The 21772-nt window shown below is 37.5% G+C and carries 23 protein-coding genes and 1 pseudogene; 17 read left to right on the top strand and 7 right to left on the bottom strand.

All coding sequences use genetic code 11. The features are described from left to right. Positions 1–74: 74 nt before the first annotated feature. Together IGL48_RS07310 and IGL48_RS07305 are read left to right on the top strand one after the other, a co-directional pair. The gene (locus tag IGL48_RS07310; RefSeq protein ID WP_002396269.1) at positions 75–1253 is read left to right on the top strand and encodes a pyridoxal phosphate-dependent aminotransferase; all 1179 of its coding nucleotides are present in this window, start codon (positions 75–77) and stop codon (positions 1251–1253) included. A gap of 110 nt (positions 1254–1363) precedes the next feature. Beyond that, positions 1364–2254 carry a phosphate ABC transporter substrate-binding protein PstS family protein gene (locus IGL48_RS07305; protein ID WP_002357425.1) on the top strand — a complete coding sequence of 297 codons (891 nt, stop codon included), beginning with the start codon at positions 1364–1366 and terminating at the stop codon, positions 2252–2254. An 84-nt stretch (positions 2255–2338) separates the two neighbouring features. Here IGL48_RS07305 and IGL48_RS07300 read toward each other — a convergent pair. The 3 genes and pseudogenes from IGL48_RS07300 to IGL48_RS07290 form a co-directional block, all read right to left on the bottom strand. Continuing rightward, a pseudogene (locus IGL48_RS07300) lies at positions 2339–3741 on the bottom strand (IS3 family transposase). 70 nt (positions 3742–3811) lie between these two features. After that, the gene (gene pnpS / locus IGL48_RS07295) at positions 3812–5587 is read right to left on the bottom strand and encodes a two-component system histidine kinase PnpS (protein ID WP_002413857.1); all 1776 of its coding nucleotides are present in this window, start codon (positions 5585–5587) and stop codon (positions 3812–3814) included. Further along, the gene (locus tag IGL48_RS07290) at positions 5584–6294 is read right to left on the bottom strand and encodes a response regulator transcription factor (protein ID WP_002364032.1); all 711 of its coding nucleotides are present in this window, start codon (positions 6292–6294) and stop codon (positions 5584–5586) included. The genes pnpS and IGL48_RS07290 overlap by 4 nt, the downstream gene beginning before the upstream one ends. A 162-nt stretch (positions 6295–6456) precedes the next feature. Between IGL48_RS07290 and IGL48_RS07285 the strand changes: the two genes are divergently transcribed. The 3 genes from IGL48_RS07285 (at position 6457) to ffh (ending at position 8766) form a co-directional block, all read left to right on the top strand. Next, on the top strand, positions 6457–6921 hold the full coding sequence (locus tag IGL48_RS07285; RefSeq protein ID WP_010824689.1) for a DUF523 domain-containing protein: 465 nt from the start codon (positions 6457–6459) through the stop codon (positions 6919–6921). Positions 6922–7004: 83 nt separating this feature from the next. Further along, positions 7005–7343: a putative DNA-binding protein gene (locus tag IGL48_RS07280; RefSeq protein WP_002357429.1), complete on the top strand. Its 339-nt coding sequence runs from the start codon at positions 7005–7007 to the stop codon at positions 7341–7343. A gap of 4 nt (positions 7344–7347) precedes the next feature. Then, positions 7348–8766: a signal recognition particle protein gene (ffh, locus tag IGL48_RS07275; RefSeq protein ID WP_002360194.1), complete on the top strand. Its 1419-nt coding sequence runs from the start codon at positions 7348–7350 to the stop codon at positions 8764–8766. Positions 8767–8840: 74 nt separating this feature from the next. Here the strand turns inward: ffh and IGL48_RS07270 are convergent, their stop codons facing one another. Then, entirely contained in the window at positions 8841–9596 is a 756-nt protein-coding gene (locus tag IGL48_RS07270; RefSeq protein ID WP_002377293.1) for a MerR family transcriptional regulator, read from the bottom strand. A 117-nt stretch (positions 9597–9713) separates the two neighbouring features. Then, on the bottom strand, positions 9714–10268 hold the full coding sequence (locus tag IGL48_RS07265; RefSeq protein ID WP_002377294.1) for an NADPH-dependent FMN reductase: 555 nt from the start codon (positions 10266–10268) through the stop codon (positions 9714–9716). A 141-nt stretch (positions 10269–10409) separates the two neighbouring features. Between IGL48_RS07265 and IGL48_RS07260 the strand changes: the two genes are divergently transcribed. From IGL48_RS07260 to IGL48_RS07220, 9 genes are all read left to right on the top strand, one after another. Further along, complete coding sequence (locus tag IGL48_RS07260; RefSeq protein WP_010824687.1) at positions 10410–11213, top strand: GNAT family N-acetyltransferase; 804 nt, start codon at positions 10410–10412, stop codon at positions 11211–11213. Positions 11214–11359: 146 nt separating this feature from the next. Further along, entirely contained in the window at positions 11360–11635 is a 276-nt protein-coding gene (rpsP, locus tag IGL48_RS07255) for a 30S ribosomal protein S16 (RefSeq protein WP_002357434.1), read from the top strand. Positions 11636–11646: 11 nt separating this feature from the next. Continuing rightward, positions 11647–11892, top strand: coding sequence for a KH domain-containing protein (locus tag IGL48_RS07250; protein ID WP_002357435.1), 246 nt, complete (start codon positions 11647–11649; stop codon positions 11890–11892). 120 nt (positions 11893–12012) lie between these two features. Continuing rightward, positions 12013–12579 (top strand): hypothetical protein, encoded by a 567-nt coding sequence (locus IGL48_RS07245; RefSeq protein ID WP_002357436.1) that lies wholly within the window; start codon positions 12013–12015, stop codon positions 12577–12579. Between the two features lie 214 nt (positions 12580–12793). Then, positions 12794–13735: a ribonuclease Z gene (rnz, locus tag IGL48_RS07240; protein ID WP_002361891.1), complete on the top strand. Its 942-nt coding sequence runs from the start codon at positions 12794–12796 to the stop codon at positions 13733–13735. Next, positions 13736–14524, top strand: a complete 789-nt coding sequence (locus IGL48_RS07235; protein ID WP_010824686.1) for an SDR family NAD(P)-dependent oxidoreductase — start codon at positions 13736–13738, stop codon at positions 14522–14524. 16 nt (positions 14525–14540) lie between these two features. Continuing rightward, entirely contained in the window at positions 14541–15008 is a 468-nt protein-coding gene (locus IGL48_RS07230; RefSeq protein ID WP_002357439.1) for a LapA family protein, read from the top strand. A gap of 154 nt (positions 15009–15162) precedes the next feature. Further along, positions 15163–17475, top strand: a complete 2313-nt coding sequence (gene recJ, locus IGL48_RS07225; protein ID WP_048949471.1) for a single-stranded-DNA-specific exonuclease RecJ — start codon at positions 15163–15165, stop codon at positions 17473–17475. A 2-nt stretch (positions 17476–17477) separates the two neighbouring features. Then, complete coding sequence (locus IGL48_RS07220; RefSeq protein WP_002357441.1) at positions 17478–17990, top strand: adenine phosphoribosyltransferase; 513 nt, start codon at positions 17478–17480, stop codon at positions 17988–17990. A gap of 105 nt (positions 17991–18095) precedes the next feature. On the opposite strand, the gene IGL48_RS07215 is transcribed toward IGL48_RS07220, so the two are convergent. Further along, entirely contained in the window at positions 18096–18293 is a 198-nt protein-coding gene (locus tag IGL48_RS07215; protein WP_002360203.1) for a hypothetical protein, read from the bottom strand. 193 nt (positions 18294–18486) lie between these two features. Next, complete coding sequence (trhA, locus tag IGL48_RS07210) at positions 18487–19140, bottom strand: PAQR family membrane homeostasis protein TrhA (protein ID WP_002357443.1); 654 nt, start codon at positions 19138–19140, stop codon at positions 18487–18489. A gap of 131 nt (positions 19141–19271) precedes the next feature. On the opposite strand from trhA, the gene IGL48_RS07205 reads away from it, so the two are divergent. The 3 genes from IGL48_RS07205 (at position 19272) to IGL48_RS07195 (ending at position 21763) form a co-directional block, all read left to right on the top strand. After that, entirely contained in the window at positions 19272–20114 is an 843-nt protein-coding gene (locus IGL48_RS07205; protein ID WP_002357444.1) for a DegV family protein, read from the top strand. 103 nt (positions 20115–20217) lie between these two features. Continuing rightward, entirely contained in the window at positions 20218–21117 is a 900-nt protein-coding gene (locus tag IGL48_RS07200) for an SGNH/GDSL hydrolase family protein (RefSeq protein WP_002365717.1), read from the top strand. Then, on the top strand, positions 21110–21763 hold the full coding sequence (locus tag IGL48_RS07195) for a YpmS family protein (RefSeq protein WP_002377303.1): 654 nt from the start codon (positions 21110–21112) through the stop codon (positions 21761–21763). The genes IGL48_RS07200 and IGL48_RS07195 overlap by 8 nt, the downstream gene beginning before the upstream one ends. The last annotated feature ends 9 nt before the right edge of the window (positions 21764–21772 follow it).

The raw sequence follows: 21772 nt of genomic DNA, 5'->3' as shown, positions 1-21772 counted from the left end.
CGAAACAATGAGAAAATCATTCATTTTACGGTCAATTTGTGCTACTATAACGTCAACTGAAGGAGTGAAGCTAAATGGATTTAACCAATCGTTTTAATCGTCAAGTAAATAAAATTGCTGTTTCTTTAATTCGTCAATTTGACGAACAAGTCTCAGGAATTGAAGGTATTTTAAAATTAACGCTAGGAGAGCCGGATTTTAACACACCTGAGCATGTCAAAAAAGCAGCCAAAGAAGCAATTGATGCGAATTTTTCTCATTATACAGGGATGTCTGGTTTGTTAGATGTTCGTGAAGCAGCCGCTTATTTTATGAAAGAAAAGTATCATTTGACTTACCAGCCTGCGACAGAAATTTTAGTAACAGTTGGAGCAACAGAAGCGATTTCAGCTTCGTTATTAGCAATTTTAGAACAAGGTGACAAAGTGCTATTGCCAGCACCTATTTACCCAGGGTATGAACCAATTATTACATTGGCGGGGGCGGAACCGGTATATTTGGATACACGAGACAATGATTTTGTCTTGACCCCTGAAATGATTGAAGCGGCAATGGCCGAGCATGGGGAACAAGTCAAAGCAATTATTTTAAATTATCCTAGCAACCCAACTGGTGTCACCTATAACCGCCAAGAGTTGCAAGCAATTGCTGATGTTCTAAAAAAATACGACATTTTTGTGATTAGTGATGAAATTTATAGTGAGTTAACTTATGATGAGAGTCATGTTTCGATTGCTGAAATGTTACGTGACCAAACGATTTTAATTAACGGTTTGTCGAAATCACATGCTATGACAGGCTGGCGGATTGGCTTTATTTTTGCACCAGCGATTTTAACAGCGGAGATCATTAAAGTTCATCAGTATTTAGTTACTGCGGCTGCAACTGTGTCTCAAAAAGCGGCTGTTCGTGCCCTAATCGAAGGAATGCATGATGCTGAAATTATGAAAGAAGAGTATCGGAAACGGCGCGATTTTGTTTATGAACAGATGACTCAATTGGGGTTTGAGGTTGCACGTCCAAATGGCGCCTTTTATATTTTTGCTAAGATTCCTACTGGTTATGAACAAGATTCTATGAAATTTTGTATTGATTTAGCGCAAAAAGAAGCAGTAGCGTTGATTCCAGGTATTTCTTTTGGTCCAGAAGCAGAAGGATACGTCCGAATTAGTTATGCGTCCGATATGGATAAATTAACAACGGCCATGGAACGAATCGCACATTACATGGCGACACAACGCATAACGCACTAGCCTTTATAGATTCTTTACACACCTTTACCTTTTATTTACATTTAATTGAAACAGAATTAACAGAGTCTTGGTAGACTAAACTTGTAACTAATTGAAAAGGAAGTGCAAAGATGAAAAAACGTGTAATTGCAGCAACTATGCTGAGTCTAGGGTTATTATTAACTGGGTGCGGAGCTCAAGGAGGCACAACTGAAAAATCCAGCGAAGCGGATAGTAACAAACCAGTTAAAATTGTCGCTGTTGGTTCCACCGCTTTACAACCGTTAGTAGATGCTGCGAAAGATCAATTTACACAAGAACATCCTAATTATACAGTTTCTGTCCAAGGTGGCGGTAGCGGAACAGGACTTTCGCAAGTTGCAGATGGCGCAGTGACCATTGGAAATTCCGATGTGTTTGCCGAAGAGAAAGATGGCGTGGATGCCTCTAAATTAGTCGATCATCGGGTGGCCGTGGTCGGTATGGGACCAGTGGTCAACAAAGAAGTCGGCGTGAAGAATTTAACGAAGCAACAATTGATTGATGTCTTTACTGGCAAAGTCAAAAACTGGAAAGAAGTGGGCGGCAAAGATCAAGAAATCGTCGTAATAAACCGCGCAAACGGAAGTGGCACCCGAGCAACATTTGAAAAATGGGGCTTAGATGGAGCTAAACCAGTTCAATCACAAGAACAAGATTCTTCGGGAACAGTTCGTAAAATTGTTGAACAAACACCAGGAGCAATCAGCTATTTAGCTTTTTCTTATATGGATGATTCCACCGTTGCCTTAAGCATTGATGGTGTTGAACCAAAAGAAGAACACGTGAAAGACAATTCATGGAAAATCTGGTCTTATGAACATATGTATACAAAAGGGGAGCCTAATAAAGAAGTAAAAGCCTTCTTAGACTATATGGTCACCGATGATGTTCAAAAGACAATTGTCAAAGACTTAGGTTATTTAGCCATCACAGACATGCAAGTAGAACGTGATGTAAATGGAAAAGTAACTGAAAAATAAACAAAAAAACTCAGCCAATAAACAGGATTTGTAGTGACCCCAAAAAGTTAGACTTTTTATAGAGTGGATTTTTCCACTCTATTTTTATGCAGTTTTTTGATTGAATTGTCGAAATTCTACTGGGCTTTTCCAGTTAAGTTTTTCCTTGATTCGGTGATGATTGTAATAATAAATGTAGTTCTCAATTGCTTCTCTCAATTCATTTTGACTTTGATAGATTTTTCCATAGTACACTTCTTGTTTTAGGATACTGAAGAAATTCTCCATAGGAGAATTATCTAAACAGGTTCCTTTTCGAGACATACTTTGAAAGATATTGTTGTCCTTTAATGTTTGTATATAGACATTCATTTGATAAGCCCAGCCTTGATCAGAGTGAAAGGTGCGCCGATAGGGACAATCATTTGTTTGAGAAATTGCTTCTTTCAGACCTTCCATAACTGTTTTACCATTTGGTTGAGTAGAAAGGCTATAGCTTAGAATTTCACTATTATACATATCCATAAATGGATCTAAGTATAGTTTTTTCTGACGAAAGATGCCTGCGTTATCTGCTTCAAAGTACTTAAATTCAGTTGTATCAGTTGTAATTTTTTGATGAGGAACAGAAGTTTTAAATCGGCGACGAATCAAATTTTTAGCGATTTTACCAACGGTTCCTTTATAGGAATTATATTTTCTTGATTTCTTAGTAAAAGCTTTGACTTGTAACTTTAACTTTTGTATTAATCGCTGGACTTTCTTTTTATTCACTTGAAATCCACGTCGTTTCAATTCTTGGGTCATCCTTCTATAGCCATAATGTTGATGTTTTTTACGAATCGCTTGAATTTCTTCTTCAATGATTTGTGTTGAAGCTGTTCTGTCGAGGCGTTTTTGCCAGTACATGTAAGTAGATTTTGGAAACCTTAGGGTTTCCAAAATATCTTTTAATCGAAAGTGTCTTCGGAGACTGTGAATGATTCGTGCGATTCGTTCATTTTTTGTTCGTCCTCTAAACGCAGTCTCCTCAATTCTTTTAAATAGGCATTCTCAATTTTTAACATTCTATTTTCTTTTTCTAGTTTCTCTACTTGAGATCGTTCACTTGGTAGTGGTTGGGGTTCATTTCGTTTCTTTTTAGACATGGTAGGTGGACGTCCTTTCTGTTTAGAGAGTCCCTCTATACCAAACTTCTGATACGTTCTAAGCCAATTCGCAATCAATGATGGATTGTTCATTTTTAGAAGATTAGCTACTTCTTGATAGGACAACTCTGTTGTTAAATATAACTCTATCGCATCTAGCTTAAATTGAACAGAGTAATTCTTATTTTTTCGACTGCGAAGTAGGCCTTCTTCACCAAGTTCTTTATAGGCATTTATCCATTTGCTTATTTGAGAACTATCTTTAAACCCATACTTCTTTGCGAGAAACCTTAGACCTCCTTGACCAGATAAGTAGTCATGAACAAGTTTAAGTTTAAATTCAAAACTGTATTTTGCCATACAAAAAAACCTCCAAAAGTTAGATTTCTAGGTCTAACTTTTGGGGGTCGGCTCAATTGGCTGAGTTTTTTTAGGCTTCTTTTTTTGTTAAAGGTAAGGTGATTGTAAAAGTGGTCCCTAAGCCTAAGTGACTATCAATGGCGATTTTACCGCCTAATAATTCTGTGTAATTTTGGACAATAGCTAGACCTAGACCGGTGCCACCAGAATGACGGCTACGTGCTTTATCGACACGATAGAACCGTTCAAAGATCCGTTCTTGGTCTTTTTGACTAATGCCAATGCCAGTATCTTGAACAGATAAACGTAATTGCTGATTTTCAATAGCATAAGAAATAGTAATCTGTCCATTTTCTTGGGAATACTGTATGGCATTTTCAATTAGATTCTTCACGATTGGATAAAACAATTCGTATTTGGTGAAAAACTGGCTCTCTGGCAGACCATGAACGACTGTTTTCAGCTGTTTTGCTGCCAATTGTTGCTGATAAGAACCGAGAATTTCTGTAATAAATTTTTCTAAAGTAATTTCTTGTTCTGCATAAGGAATTGTTGCGCTGCCCCGAGAAAGTTCTAAAATTTCTTGAATTAATTGTTGCAGACGCTGGGCATCTTTTTGCATGATGTGCAAAAATTGATCAAGGACTTTCGGATCTTCTTTGGCGCCATCTATGAGTGTCTCGGTAAAGCCCAAAAGAGAAGTGACAGGCGTTTTTAATTCATGAGACACGTTTGATACAAAATCTTTTTGCATTTTTTCTAGTTGGCGAACGCGCGTTAAATCATAGGCAATTCCTAACACTTGATAATCATTGGCGCTTTGATCATCCAAGTAACGAAGAGAGAGATCTAATCGTAAAGGTGTTGGTCCTTGTGTCACAGTGATTTCTTGATGTAAACTGTTTTTTTCAGCAACGACTTGATGGATTAAATGAATCAAATCGGCGTCTTGAATCACTTCAAGATAATTGCTTTGCATATTTTTAGCAGAGAGTCCTAACATTTCTTGCATTTTAGGATTCAACAGACGAAGCCGTCCTTGCGTATCAATGATAAAGACACCAATCATCAGCTCATCTAAAAGTTCGTGAAATTGCTCATCCGCAGACGTATACGCTTTATACGTTTGACTTACTTGTTGACTCAGTAAGTTAATAGTTTCGTAAAGTTCATTCCATTCAGAAGATTGCTGGATAATGGATCGATTTTCATCTGGATGTTTAAGCATTCGTTTCAGAATCGGTAAGACAGTCACTAGCGGTTGATTTTTTTGTCGTAACAGTAAAAAGATAAACAAGGTAATTAGGAGGAACAAGATGCCAAATGTAAAGATAATATAGCGACGAAAAGATTGGATATTTTTAGAAAATAGCGCAGTTTGTTCCGAAATCCGAATAATGCCAACGATTTCTCCTGATTTTAAAACAGGCGTGGCAACGTACAGAAGTTCTTTATTTAACGTTTTACTCTTTCGTAAAGCTGAACCATAGGTAGCTCCTGATAGAACCGCAGCGATTTCAGGCCGTTTTTTGTGCGACTCTAGCGGTTCATTTTGGCTGCTGTCAAAAAAGACGGTACCATTTTTTTGCAACAAAGTTACCCGTTCTTCTGCATCATCTAACGCATGGGTGACAAGGAGTTGTTGTTGGTTTGTCAGTTGCCCTTTTTCGAAAACGGAAGGGGGCAACTGGTCTGTTAAAAGGGTATTTTTTCTTCTTAAATAGGTTTCTTGCTGAGCAACCATTTCTTTTTGAAAGAAAAAATTGGTCGCTGCAATACTCCCGACAAATAATAAAAGCATGACTGCCGCAACTAAAAAATATTCAATCCGCAGTCTCTTTTTCATCGTTTTGGCTCCTGAAAACGGTAGCCGAAGCCACGGACAGTTACTAAGTAAACGGGCCGTTTGGGATCGGGCTCGATTTTATCACGTAAATGACTAATGTGGACATCGACGATGCGACTTTGTCCAGCGAAGTCATATTGCCAAATTCGCTCCAACAAGGTTTCCCGATTAATGACCCGATCTTTGCGTTTCATGAAGTAAACGAGTAATTCAAATTCTTTCGGTGTTAGCTCAATGGGCTGATTGCGCACAAAGACTTCATAATTTTGTTCATCCACACGAATCTCGCCAATCACAAGCGGAGCTTTAGGTGTGTCCTCTTGAAGCGTTTCGGTCGTGGTAGGTTTTAAACGACGAAAGATAGCTTTCATGCGTGCTAGGACTTCTCTGGGACTAAAAGGTTTTGTTAAATAATCATCTGCCCCAATTTCTAAGCCGATGATTTTATCTACTTGTTCATCTTTGGCAGTTAAAATCAAAATAGGCGTGTCAATTTTTTCTCGACGAAGTGCCTTGGTAATTTCTAAGCCATCCATACCAGGAAGCATTACATCTAAAATTATAAAATCATATTGATTAGACAAAGCTAATTCGAAGCCGTTTTTACCATTTTCGGAAGTAGTCACCTGATAGCCTTCTTTTTCCAAATTAAAGGTTAACAAAGTTAAAATCGATGGTTCATCATCGACGACAAGAACTTTTTTCATTTACATAACTCCTTCAAGAAATTTCTGAAAATAAGTGTATATTTCACTATTGTTAGTTTAACATATTTTTAGAGGAAGAACGTACTTTAAAGTAAGCGAGAATGCTACTTTTGAGAAAAGTCAACTCATGGTATAATAGAGAAATGAAATGAGGAGAAGCGAATGATTGGTATTAGTAGTTGCTTAGGTGGGATTTGTTGCCGTTACGATGGAAAATCTCAAGAACAAGAAGCGTTAAAACAACTTGTAACTAATGGAAAAGCAATAATGATTTGTCCCGAAGTTTTAGGAGAGTTGCCCATTCCACGTCCGCCAGCAGAAATCATTGGCGGGGACGGCTTTGATGTTTGGGCGAATACTGCTTATGTATATACGGATAACGGGGAAGATGTGACTGTGGCATTTAAAGCAGGGGCACAACGCGCGTATCAAAAATTAAAAGCCCAACAAATTACAACCTTAATTTTGAAAGAAAAAAGTCCCAGCTGTGGCAGCCAGCTGATTTATGATGGACAATTTTCTGGCATTAAAAAAGCTGGAGTTGGAGTCGCAACTGCTTATTTTATTCAACAAGGAATGACCGTTTATTCTGAAGAAACATGGCAACTTGCGGACATTTCTTTTTAAAAGGTAAAAACTTAGTAAAAAAAGATTGACTATTCCCTATGAAATCGGTAACCTATAAGGGATTGAAGATGGGAGCACGGCTCATGGAAATGGAAAAAACAAACCGCATGAATGCGTTATTTGAATTTTATTCGACATTATTAACGGAAAAGCAGATGAATTATATGGAGCTTTACTATGCTGATGACTTTTCTTTAGGAGAAATTGCGGAAGAATATGAGGTTAGTCGCCAAGCGGTTTATGATAACATTAAACGAACCGAAAAAATTTTAGAAGAATACGAAAAAAAGTTACATCTTTATTCAAACTATGTTGTACGGAAAGAATATCTTGAACAACTACAGCAGTATGTTCAAGAAACTTATCCCAAAGATAGTGAAATCAAAAAATATATTGAACAAATTCAAGAAATAGAGGAATGAAACTATGGCTTTTGAGAGTTTAACAAACCGCCTACAACAGGCAATGAGTAAAATCCGTCGTAAGGGAAAAGTTTCCGAAGCCGACGTAAAAGAAATGATGCGAGAAATCCGTTTGGCTTTATTAGAAGCCGACGTTAATTTACAAGTGGTCAAAGATTTCACAAAACGTGTCAGAGAACGGGCAGTAGGAGTCGAAGTATTAGAAAGCTTATCACCAGCCCAACAAATTGTAAAAATTGTTGATGAAGAATTAACGAAAACGTTAGGTTCAGAAACGGTTGAACTGAATAAATCTCCAAAAATCCCAACAGTGATTATGATGACAGGGTTACAAGGGGCTGGTAAAACAACTTTTACTGGTAAATTAGCCAAACACTTAATGAAAACTGAAAACGCTCGTCCGCTTTTAATCGCTGGTGACGTTTATCGTCCAGCAGCGATTGATCAGTTGAAGGTTTTAGGTCAACAATTAGAAGTTCCCGTTTTTGATATGGGAACCGATGCTAATCCAGTGGAAATTGTTCGTCAAGGGTTAGCGTTAGCAAAAGAAAAGAAAAATGATTATGTCTTAATTGATACGGCCGGCCGTTTACACATTGACGAAGCTTTAATGGACGAATTGAAACAAATTAAAGAGTTGGCTAATCCCAATGAAATTCTGTTAGTTGTTGATGCGATGACGGGGCAAGATGCTGTCAACGTTGCAGATAGTTTTAATGAACAGCTTGGAATTACTGGGGTTGTTATTACCAAAATGGACGGCGATACTCGTGGGGGGGCTGCGCTGTCAATTCGGGCAGTAACGGGGGCTCCGATTAAATTTGTCGGTTCTGGTGAAAAATTAACCGATTTAGAAATTTTCCATCCCGATCGTATGTCAAGTCGTATCCTAGGTATGGGGGACATGTTGACGCTAATTGAAAAAGCGCAACAAGATTACGATGAGAAAAAAGCAGAAGAACTTGCTCAAAAAATGAAAGAAAACAGTTTTGACTTTAACGATTTCATTGAGCAATTGGATCAAGTTATGGGCATGGGACCGATTGAAGACTTATTAAAAATGATCCCTGGAATGAGTAACATGCCTGGTATTGAAAATGTCAAAGTCGATCCAAAAGATGTGGCACGGAAACGGGCGATGGTCTTATCAATGACCCCTGCAGAACGTGAAAATCCTGATCTATTAAATCCTAGTCGCCGCCGTAGAATTGCAGCTGGTTCAGGAAATAGTGTGGTTGAAGTCAATCGTATGATTAAACAATTTAAAGAATCCAAAAAAATGATGCAACAAATGTCCAAAGGGGATATGAACATTCCTGGTATGGATCAAATGCTAGGTGGCGGCGTTAAAGGCAAGCTAGGTAAAATGGCCATGAATCGTATGATGAAGAAAAACAAAAAGAAGAAAAAGAAAAAAAGATAAACAGGCTTTAGTTAATTATCATAATAAACAGAAAGTGCGCCATCAGTCTCTTCGACTGATGGCGCACTTTCTGTTTAAGCGTAGTTTTGGATAATTGCGTTTAACGCTTCGGCAAAACCAGCGCCGTGTTGTTCATAATATGACGTAAATCGTTCATCGCCAACATACATAAGGCCTAAGCCTTTGTGTGCTTCTGGCGAATAGCTTGACCAAGAGTACATTAACCAATCTTTGTGTAATTGGAAAATTTCTTGCGCAAGTTGACTAGTCAACTTGGGTGATTTTTGATACATGGCTAACTTAGAAAATAAATCTTTTTCCACGTTCTGCATTGCTTGCATGTCTTTTTCCGTCAAGTTTAAATATTTTTTGTTGGCTTGTTCAATCGTTTCGTTGCCATATTTTTCCCGAATCTCTTTACCATATTTTTCTTCGTTTTCTTGAACTCGTTGTTGTTTGAATGCTTCGAATTTTTGCTGATCTGACATGTTTATCTCTCCTTTGTAATGGTGTAAGGTTTGTTGAACAGAGGCTAAAAGACGATCAATTTCATTGCGCTTTTCCAATAGTTTTTGTTGATGCTCGTATAAAGCCTGTTCAACATTAAAGTCAGGTTGCTCCAAAATTTCTTTAATTTCATCTAGTTTCAGATCCAATTCACGGTAAAAAAGAATTTGTTGCAAACGATTCACCTCGGCTTGCCCGTAAATTCGATAACCAGAAGAATTAATTCTGGCTGGTTGAAGAAGACCAATTTCATCATAATATCGTAACGTCCGTGCACTGACGCCAGATAGTGAAGCCATTTTTTTAATTGTATATTCCATCATTCATTCCTCCTGACAAAATCTATCATAAACCTTTACGTAACGAGAAGGTCAAGCAAAAAAATAAAAAAAGTGAGACAACCTGTAAAAAGTTGCCTCACTTTTTCTCGATTGATTCAATTAGGCAGTTAAGCGATTAAAGAAATCCACGTAAGCATCTACAATTGATTGTAAGAAGCCAACAGTGCCATCAATAATTTTACCATCTTCATCAATTAAGTTCGTAATACCGCCAATATAGGCTTCAGGTTGTTGTAAAGTTGGAACATTTAAGAAGACTAATGATTGTCTTAAATGATGGTTTGCACCAAATCCGCTAATTGCACCTGGTGAAACACTCACCACAAGTCCGGGTTTTTTATCCCAAACGCTTTCGCCATACGGACGTGAACCGACATCCAATGCATTTTTTAAAACAGCTGGTACTGAACGGTTATATTCTGGTGTTACAAACATCACGCCATCTACTTGTTTAACTTCTTCACGGAATGTTGTCCAAGCTTCGGTGGGGGTTCCTTCATCATCCAAATCTTGGTTGTATAACTCTAAATCACCAATGTTAATAAAAACAGGTTCGAAATCAGCTGGAAATAAGTCCGCCATTGTTTTTGCTACCAATTTGTTAAATGAATCTTTTCTTAAACTCCCTACAAAAATACCAATTTTTTTTGTCATGTAAATCCCTCCATTTTTCTTTTACTTACTTTATGATAGTACTTTTTCAAAAAAAGCGCAAACGTTTTATCCTTGTACATTGTTGAACTTCGTAACTTCACGTATAATAGCTAGTAAAAGGACGAGTAAAGGAGCAACTGCTTGAATAAAAAAATAAAATGGCGCCGACAGTTAACACAGTTGGAGAAACAGACATTGACTGAATTAAAAAACAAGGAAATGATTAAACAAGGAACTTTTTATAAATTGGAACAAACATTTCCTGAGGAATCAGCTTATACTTATTATGGTTTATACAGGAAGGAACAAACCATTCAAGCATATATCGTAGGGTATTGTTTTGATGGGGAAACCTTGGAAGCGACGATTGTTGCGCCAAATGTAGGACCATTTTTTGAAGAACTTGTTCAAGAACTCGAAAAGCAAGCAGCTTTGTGGGGAATGAAAGAAGTCTTTCTCGTGATGGACGACAAGCAATCTGTTGGCCTGAATTATTTTAATAGACAAGGAATTGTGCCAGCTTTTTCAGAACAGTATCTGGTTTTTCAAAGAGAAACTTACTCACAGGCGTTGGCGAAGCTGACACTTCTCCGACCACAAGTGGCTGATTTGGATTCCTTGGCTAGGTTACTCGAAGGTACGCCTTTGCCGGAGGACCTTCAACGAACACTTATTTATAAAGAAAACAATCAACTTTTAGCCACGCTACGTTTGGATCATTTTGAAAACGAATGGGGGATTTATGGCTTTGTTGTGACAAAAACGCAACGAGGTCGTGGCCTTGGCCGTCAAGTGTTACAGTCTGCACTCCGAATGATTTTAGAAAATTCAGCCTCAGCGACTATTTTTTTAGAAGTTGAAACAGAAAATCAAGCAGCGCTTCATCTCTATCAAACAGAAGGCTTTCAAGTGAGAAACCAGTACAACTATTATCAAATTTTGTAAAAATTCTTCATTATTTCGTTTGTTTTCCTGCAAATTGGCTAAAAAAATTGAAAAAAAGTAAAGGTGTCAAGAAAAAACTCTTTACAGGTTGTTGTTAATCTGTTAAACTAACTCTTGTGATTAAGTTAATGGAGGTGTATTTAATAATGGCAGTTAAAATTCGTTTAAAACGTATGGGTTCTAAAAAGAGTCCTTTTTACCGTATTGTAGTAGCTGATTCTCGTTCTCCTCGTGATGGACGTTTCATCGAAACTGTAGGTACTTACAACCCTTTGAAAGACCCTGCAGAAGTAGTTTTAAAAGAAGATTTAGTTTTAGATTGGTTATCTAAAGGTGCGCAACCTTCTGATACAGTTCGTAACATCCTTTCAAAAGAAGGCGTTATGAAAAAACATCATGAAGCTAAAAACGTTAAGAAATAAGGTGATTGAATATGGCAGATGTGAAAGAGTTAATTTTAACTATTGTCCGTCCGTTAGTCAGTCAACCTGAAGCAGTCTCATTAGAAATTGAGGAATCAACTGATTTCCTCGAGTATAATTTGACTGTGGCCAAAGAAGATATTGGACGTATCATTGGTAAACAAGGGCGTGTTGCAAAAGCAATTCGGACAATTGTTTATAGTGTACGTATCGATGGTCCGAAAAAGGTCCGTTTAAATATTCTTGATGGTAAATAAGCATTAACAAGGAGGTAGCCTAGCTATCTTCTTTTTTTATACATAACCAAAAAGTTTTCATTGCTAGAAACAGGCCTTTCTTGCTAAAATAGATGTATCCAGAATAAAGGAGCGATTTGTATGGCAAAACGAATTATCATTATGAACTTTGATATTGAAAGTAAATCGTACCAAGCATTTTCCGAAATAAAAAAGATGCAGGCAGAAAGACAGCTTAAAGGTGAGCAAATGGCGGTTGTTACGCATGTTAATGATGGCCAGCATCAATTTAAAATCAATGATTTTATCGATTTTACAGGCAACAATCATACATCAAAAGATAGCATGATTGGAATGCTAGTAGGCATATTAGGTGGTCCTCTGGGCATTCTTTTTGGCTGGTTTGCTGGAAGTATGTATGGTGCAAGCAAAGACGCCAAAGAAATTCAAGAAGCACAAACGGTTTTTGAACATGTGATTCAAAAGATTGATGAAGGACAAACGGGATTGTTATTAATTGCAGAAGAAGAAGACAATCGTCCGCTCAACCAATTGGTTATGTTTGACTTAGGTGGCGAAATCACGCGGCTTGATTTAGAGGAAGTCCAACAAGAAATTAACGATGCGAACGAAGTTGCAAATGAAGCGAAACAATCGTGGCAAGCAAAAAAAGAACAACATAAAGAAGCGACATCGAAAGAAGAATAAGGAGCAAAGACTGTTTTCTGAATAAAGGGAAACAGTCTTTTAAAATACTAAGAAATCACGGTTTTTTATGGTAGTTTGCTAATTTTTTGTTATTTTATCGTAAAATACGGTAAACTAAGAAGAAAACTTTGAGAAAATGGATAAATTATTATTTGCTAAAGGAGCAAACTTCTTCTAAAATAAAAAGGAAGTTTAAAAGAAAGTATGGTAGCAGATGGAAATACAATTTTTAGGAACAGGCGCTGGTGTGCCAGCAAAACATCGCAATGTCACAGGGATTGCGTTGAAATTATTAGATGAACGAAATGCAGTTTGGCTCTTCGATTGTGGGGAAGGGACGCAATTGCAAATTTTAAAAAGTAGTATTCGCCCAAGAAAAATTGAAAAGATTTTTATTACACATTTACATGGGGATCATATTTTTGGTTTACCTGGTTTGTTAAGTAGTCGTTCTTTTCAGGGCGGGACAGAACCTTTAGAAATCTATGGACCAGTTGGGGTTGCTGACTTTGTCAAGACTTCTTTACGGGTCTCGCAATCGCGGTTGTCCTATCCACTGAAATTTATTGAATTAACGAAAGAAAATGACGTTATTTTTAAAGATAAACAATTCACTGTTCGCTGTAATATCTTGGACCATGGCATCACGAGCTTTGGCTATCGAATTGAGGAAGCAGCGCATGAAGGAGAATTACAAGTAGAGAAACTTCAAGCTTTAGGGATTCCTTCTGGGCCATTGTATGGCAAACTCAAACGTGGTGAAACGATTGTTTTTGATGGACAGGAAATTAATGGACAAGCGTTTGTGGGAGAGCGTAAACCTGGACGAATCGTGACGATTTTAGGAGACACTCGCAAAACCAAAAATAGCGTAACCTTAGCACGACGAGCGGATGTTTTAGTCCATGAAAGTACGTTTAATAAACACGAAGCAAAAATGGCAAAAGCCTACTTCCACTCAACCAGTCAACAAGCAGCTGAAGTTGCAAAAGAAGCGCAAGTAAAACAACTTATCTTAACGCATATTAGTGCCCGTTATTTAACCAAAGAGGCCTATCAGCTTCAAGAAGAAGCCCAAGAAATTTTCCCCAATACAAAAATCGTGAAAGATATGGATATCATTGAGATTCCATTTGCCAATGAAGGAGGAGCTTAGATGGATTTAACAAATAAAGTCGTTGTCGTAACTGGAGGTTCAGCTGGTTTAGGTGAACAAATTTGTTATGAAGCAGCTAAACAAGGGGCAGTCGTCGTTGTCTGCGCCCGCAGAATTAATTTGATTGGTAAAGTTCGCGAGCAGTGTGCCGCTTTAAGCGGACGAGAAGCATTTTCTTATCAATTAGATATTGCCGATCCAGAAAGCGTTGAACGTGTGGTTGAAGCTATTTCAGCAGAAGTTGGTTCTATAGATGTTTTAGTCAATAATGCTGGTTTTGGCTTGTTTGAAAATTTTGTTGAGATTGACTTGGCTGTTGCGCGCCAAATGTTTGATGTCAACGTTTTAGGAATGATGACGTTTACTCAAAAAGTAGCTATTAAAATGATTGAAGCTGGACAAGGACATATTATCAACGTTGCTTCAATGGCTGGGAAGATGGCTACAGCTAAATCAACCGTTTATTCTGCAACGAAATTTGCTGTGTTAGGTTTTTCAAATGCTTTACGTTTAGAATTGAAACCGTTGGGTGTAGCAGTAACGACTGTCAATCCAGGACCAATCCAAACAGAATTCTTTGATAAAGCGGACCCGACAGGCACTTATCTAGCTGCGGTGGATAAAATTGTTTTAGACCCTACGAAATTAGCGAGAGAAGTGGTTGGGAGTATGGGGACTTCTCGACGTGAGATTAATCGTCCGTTTGTCATGGAAGCGGCTGCCCGCTTTTATACATTGTTTCCACATTTAGGAGATTTCATAGCGGGAAATATTTTAAATAAAAAATAAAGGAGTCGATCAAGTCATGAAAAATCAATGGCGTGTTATTTTGGGCCTTGTGTTGGTCTTAATTGTTGTTATTTTTGCTGTTTTAAATAATCAAGCTGTTCCAGTAAACTTTGGTTTTACTAAAATTAGTGGACCGTTAATCTTAATTATTTTAGGTTCTGCAATTATTGGCGCACTAGTTGGGTTACTAACCTCCACAACCACCATTTGGAACCAACGTAAGGAATTAAAAGCTGTACAAAAAGAGTTGGATATTTATAAAAATGATATGGATAAATTAGTCAAAGAAGAAACGGAAAAAGTTCAACGTTCTTTTGATAATCAATTGGCTGATTTGCAAGCCAAACAAGCGGCAGCACCACAAGTCGCAGAACCAGTGGTCAACGAACAAACATCAAACACAGAAGTAGACGCAACGCCTGTGTCAGGTAGTCGTATTGATCGTTATGTGAAACCTCGTGTGAATGAAGAGGAACAAAAATAAGGAAGAGACTTTATCACTAAGTTTCTTTTAAAATAAAACTGTGATATCTGCTATTTATCTAACAGATATCACAGTTTTTTTCTCAGATTTAAAAAAATGCTTTCTTTAGTTTTTGGAAAAATTTTGCTATAATTACTTGGTTAGGAGTGACGTCGTGAAAAAATCAAACTATCAATGGCAGTTACAGACAAAGACAGAATTACCTGTAGAATTTATAGAACAATTAAAAAAAGAAGAAATTAATCCATTAATTGGCCAACTTTTATGGCACCGCAATATCCGGACAGAAGAAGCATTACGTAAGTTTCTACATCCGACTATCGAAGATATTTATGATCCGTTCTTAATGCATGATATGGAGAAAGCGGTAGCCCGTATCCAGCAAGCCGTCGAAGCGGGTGAACAAATCCTTGTCTATGGGGATTATGATGCAGATGGCATCACTAGTACCACGGTTATGAAAGAAGCAATCGAATTAGTCGGTGGCATGGTTCAGTACTTTCTACCAAATCGTTTTGTTCATGGATATGGACCTAATAAAGACGTATTTGCCGAACAAATTGAACAAGGAGTCCAATTAATTGTAACCGTTGATAATGGTGTAGCCGGACATGAAGCAATTAACTACGCTATGGCACAAGGAGTAGATGTAATCGTTACTGACCATCATGAATTGCCTGAACAATTACCAGAGGCCTATGCGCTTGTCCACCCTAGACATCCGCAAGGTGACTATCCTTTTGGAGATTTAGCTGGTGTTGGCGTGGCTTTCAAAGTCGCTACTGCGTTACTTGGTGAATTGCCAATTGAGTTATTAGATTTGGTAGCAATTGGGACGATTGCTGACTTGGTTTCATTAACCGATGAAAATAGAACGTTTGTCAAAATGGGCCTTCAAATGATTCAAACTGGTGATCGAATTGGTTTAGACGTTTTACTACAAGAAGCGGGTGTGAAAAAGGAAGCTGTTTCAGAAGAATCAATTGGCTTTACCATCGGACCCCGTTTAAATGCGTTAGGTCGATTAGGGGAAGCCGCACCAGGTGTTGAATTGATGACTACATTTGATGAAGAGCAAGCACTGGAAATCGCTAAATATATTGATCAACAAAACAATGAACGAAAAGACATTGTAACGACGATTGCCAAAGAAGCGCTGGATTTAATCGACCCGAATGCGCCGGTCCATATTTTAGCGAAACAAGGCTGGCATGAAGGCGTCTTAGGGATTGTCGCGGGCCGCATTATGCAAGAAACAGGGAAACCAACCATTATTTTAGCAATAGATGAATCTGGTACGACCGCTAAAGGCTCTGGACGTAGCATTAGCGCATTGAATCTCTATGAGGCGTTGAACGAAGTGCGTGAGCAATTCACTCATTTTGGTGGGCATCATATGGCAGCGGGAATGACTTTACCTGTTGAAAATATTCCTTTTGTTCAAGAACATTTGGCACACTTTATTGAAAAAAATCAAATTGATATGGCTAATGGACAAGAGTTGCTCATTAGTGAGAGCTTAGCGGTTTCGCAGGCAACGACTGCTTTTATTGATCAATTGCGTATTTTGGCGCCTTTTGGGACTGATAATACTGTGCCAACTTTTGTATTTAAGGAAATCACGCCTACGCAAATTCGTCAAATTGGTGCAGATAATGCACATCTGAAATTTCAAATGAATCAAGAAGGGGCACAATTGGATGCAATTGCTTTTCAAATGGGGCCTCAAGCGGATGAACTAGCACAAGGAACCGCCGATGTGGCAGGCCAACTTTCTATCAATGAATGGAATGGTCGTAAGAAACCACAATTAATGGTGACTGATTTTGCTGTATCGGGAAGACAATTATTTGATTTTCGTGGCAAAAATAATCAAACGAAACCAATTCCTTCAGAAGCAACAGCTTATCTTTTGTTTGATGAAAAAAATCAAAAATTCATTTCAGATCCAACCGCTAATATTATTGTTTGGTCAAACCAAGAAGAATTGGTGGAAGCTGTTTCTCAAAATCAAATCGAACAACTGGTTTTTGTCGACTGTCCTGTGGAAGCAATCACGGTTAAAGAAATTGTTGAAGCGACTGAGATACAACGTATATACATGATGTTTATTTCACCAGAAGAAGCTTATTTAAACGGTATGGCTTCACGTGAACAATTTGCAACATTGTATAAATTTATTTTGCAGCAAAAAGAAGTAAATCTACGTTCCCAGCTATCGAAGGTGGCAAATTACTTAAATATCCAAGAAAAATTATTAATTTTCATGATACAGGTGTTTTTTGACTTAGGATTTGTTACAATAGAAAGCGGTGTTTTAAACAGTATTGAGAAACCCGACAATCGACCATTGACTGAAAGTCAAGTGTACCAACAACGATTGAAAAAAATAAAAACAGAAGAATTTCTACTTTACAGTGATTGTCAAACAATACAACAATGGCTGTGGAATGAGGAGGACAAATAAAAATGGATTTAAGAGATTACATTGCAAGCATTCCAGATTATCCTGAGAAAGGGATCGTGTTCCGTGACATTTCTCCATTAATGGCTAATGGGGATGCCTACCGTGAAGCAACAAAACAAATCGTGGATTACGCGAAAGAAAAAAGAATTGATATGGTTGTAGGACCGGAAGCTCGTGGCTTTATTGTCGGCTGTCCAGTGGCTTATGAACTAGGGGTTGGCTTTGCTCCGGTTCGTAAAAAAGGAAAACTTCCTCGTGAAACCATCGAAGTGACTTATGACTTAGAATATGGTTCAGATACATTAACGTTGCACAAAGATGCCATCACACCAGGTCAACGTGTTTTGATTTGTGATGACTTGTTAGCAACTGGTGGTACAATTAAAGCAACCATCGAATTAGTCGAACAATTAGGTGGTATTGTGGTTGGTTGTGCGTTCCTAATTGAATTAATGGATTTACATGGCCGCGATAAAATTGATGGCTACGATATTGTTACCTTAATGGAATACTAATCTAATTTAATTAGAAAGAGCGAAGGATTTAATCCTTCGCTCTTTCTTTGACATATTTATAAAAACGGAGCGTAGCTTGGGGGGAACACACCGTTTTATTATTTATTAAGGGAACTTACGATAAACGTATCTTGCTTGCTGTTGTTTACGTGTACGTGTATAACGCTTCTCATCCCATGACATAAACCAAAGAATAAATAACGGCGTCACGATCATAAAAGCAAGACGTAATCCTAATGTTCCCAAAAAAATACCTATAACCAATACAAAAAATAAAAATCCAACACGACGAATTGCTTCCATGTGTATCACCTCTTCATTTGATTCGAACGAGTGTTCGTATTGTTATTATACGAATGTATGTTCGTTTTGTAAAGTCTTTTCTACTAATTTATGTTAAAATAATTCGAAAAGAAGAATAATCCTTTATAATAAAGAGATTTAGGGCAATAAAAGAACACGATGCTTTGAGCATCGTGTTCTTATTGTGCTGTGATTACGTATAAAAGAGAACAGAAAAATACATGAGGATCGCTGCAAGCATGACGAACAAGTGCCAAACCACATGCATAAACCGCACATTTTTCAATGAATAGAAGGCTGCACCTAATGTGTAAGACACACCCCCTGCGACCAATAACGCTGTTCCTGTAAACCCAAGAGATTCATATAACGGACGAGCAGCGATGATACAGAGCCAACCTAAAACAATATAAATAATCGTTGAAATGTTTTTCACTGTTTCTTGTTTATGCAACGTGAGGGATTTATAGACAATACCGACAATGGCGATTAACCAGACTAAACTAAATAAGGTCCAACCTAACCAACCGCCAATACTAATTAAGCAAAACGGCGTATAGCTGCCAGCAATCAATAAGAAAATAGAACTATGATCGAAGACCTGAAAGACCTTTTTGGCTCTTGTAAAAATTAAACTATGAAATAACGTTGAAGATAAAAAAAGTAGAATCAACATGGAGCCATAAATAGCATAAGATACCACGTGAATCGGTGAGCCTAAACGAGCTCCTTTAACAAGTAAAATGACTAAGCCAGCAATACTTAAACCTGCGCCTATGCCATGTGTAACTGCATTTAAGACTTCGTTCACGATTAGGTATTTTTTTGAGAAATGCGTTTTTTCCAATAAATTCACTTCCTTTATTTTAATTTGATGAAAAATTCGGCAGTGTCTGTTATACTATAACTAGATAATTAACCGTTTAATGGTATTCTACCATGAAAACAGGTTCCTTTTAAAGAAAGAGTGATAAATTTATGACAAACGTTAAAATCGTAACGGATTCTTCATGTACGATGGAAAAAAGTCTTAGAGATGAATTAAATATCCATATGATGCCTTTATCAATTATGGTTGATGGCGTTGTTTATCCAGATGATGATCATTTGCCAGGCGAAAAATTTATGGACATGATGGCTAATGCGAAGGCCTTACCCAAAACCAGTCAACCACCAATTGGTGAATTTGTAGAATTATATGATCGCTTAGGTGAAGATGGCAGTGAAGTAATTTCGATTCACATGACAAAAGGCTTAAGTGGAACGGTTGAAGCGGCCCGTCAAGCTAGCAACTTATCATCAAGTAAAGTAACGGTGATTGATAGCGATTTTACAGACCAAGGTTTGTCTTTCCAAGTCATTCAAGCAGCAAAATTGGCACAAGCGGGAGCGGGTGTTCCAGAAATTTTAGCTGAAATTGAACGCGTCAAACAAAATACTAAATTATACATTGGCATTTCAACATTGGATAATTTGGTTAAAGGTGGACGAATCAGCCGTACAACAGGATTATTATCAAACATTTTTAATATGAAAGTTGTCATGGACTTTGAAAATACGGAATTGATTCCTGTAGCGAAAGGCCGCGGCGTTAAAACGTTTAATAAATGGTTTGACGAATTGAAATCAGAATTAAGTAAGATTCCAAATGTTCGACAAATTGGCATTTCTCATGCGGATGGGCTAGAACTAGCAAATGGATTCAAAGAAGGATTACAAGCAATCTTTAAAGACATGGATATTCCCGTATTACATACGAATCCAGTCATTGCAACACATACAGGAAAAAATGCCTTTGCTATTATGTACTATACAGACTAAGAAATAACGAGGTTGGGTCTCACTCTTAAATGAGTAGACGCAACCTCTTTCTAACAAGAAAAGGAAAATTTCTTGTTAGTTTATTTAAAAGGAAGTGACGAAGATGAAAAAACAAACACAGCATATTTTGCTGACCGTCTTAACACCTATCCTCATTGCGCTAGGTGTTTTTACATTGTTAAGTGTGGCCATCCCCAAAGCAAAGCCACTATTAAAGCAAGAGAAAGTGGCCACAACTGCTCAAAAAAATCAAAAAGAAGTCATTCATTATACAGCAATCGGTGATTCTTTAACTGAAGGAATTGGCGATTTGACGAATAGTGGAGGTTTTGTTCCTATTGTGGCAGATGATTTAAAAGAACACTACAACTTGAACGGTGTTCAAACAGACAATTTTGGGAAAAATGGGGATCGTAGTGACCAAATTTTAAAACGAATCAAAGAAAAACCTGAAATTCAAAAGGGCCTTGCCTCTGCGGACGTGATTACGCTAACGGTTGGTGGAAATGACTTAATGAAAGTAATTAGTAGTAATATTTTCGACTTGAAAGTCAGCTCGTTCAATCGTCCACAAAAAGCCTATCAACGCCGAGTAAGACGACTACTTGAAGAAATCCGAGAGTACAACGAGAAGGCCCCTATTTATGTCTTAGGAATTTACAATCCCTTCTACTTAAACTTTTCCGAAATTACAGAAATGCAAGAAATCGTTGATAACTGGAATCAAGCAACCGAAGAAATGGTTCAAGAGCAAAAACGAGCCTATTTCATTCCTATCAATGATTTACTCTATAAAGGTCGTGGCGATGAAGTTGGCGTAACTGGTGGCGACTCAGAAACTACAGGAAGTAGTGCTAGCAAAGAGGATTTAAACAATTTGTTATATGAAGAAGATCGCTTCCATCCAAATAATCTTGGCTACCAAATTATGGCCGGAGCTGTCCGGGATGAAATGGTCAAGACAGAGAAAGAATGGATAACAAAATCAGAAGGTAGTGAATAAAATGAATGAAGAAAAGCCAAAAACAAGTAAATCAATTAAAAAGACACAACCAACCAATCCTAAACGAAATCCCTGGAAAATCGCTTTTCTTGTTCTAGTGGGTTTAGTCATTGGTAGTGTAGCTTTCGTGACATTTCGAGCAACACAAGTTCGCGAACCAGATTTAAAGAAAATACCAGCAATTGTTGAAAAAGAAGGCGAGCCAGTCGTCACCATTCAGTCAAAAAAACAACAAGTGAACAAACTGATTGACTTTTATTTAGCCGACTTTCAAAAAGGCTCGGAGATCAAATATAAATTTTATTTAGAAAATGATGCTTTATTAAATGGAACATTTCAGGTGTTAGGGCATGACATTCCTTTTTACTTATATTTTGATCCTTACGTGATGGCGAATGGTAATGTACAATTAAAAGCAAAAAGTTTATCTATAGGAACGTTAGGCTTGCCAATTAAAGAAGTATTGAAATTTGCTAAACGTTCTTACAAACTACCTAAATGGGTTGAAATCAATCCAGATGATCAAACTGTTTTATTACGTTTAGATCAGTTTAGAATGCAAAATGGTCTATTTGTTCGAGCAGAAAAGATTAATTTAGTTGACGATGACATTCGGATGAATATATACTTGCCAAAAGAGAAATAAAAAAGGAGT

This window comes from Enterococcus sp. DIV1090 (genome assembly GCF_050537975.1).
In the GTDB taxonomy this organism is placed as follows: Bacteria; Bacillota; Bacilli; order Lactobacillales; family Enterococcaceae; genus Enterococcus; species Enterococcus faecalis.
The sequence above is the reverse complement of the archived record's forward strand: the minus strand, read 5'-3'. Positions and strand labels throughout refer to the sequence as shown.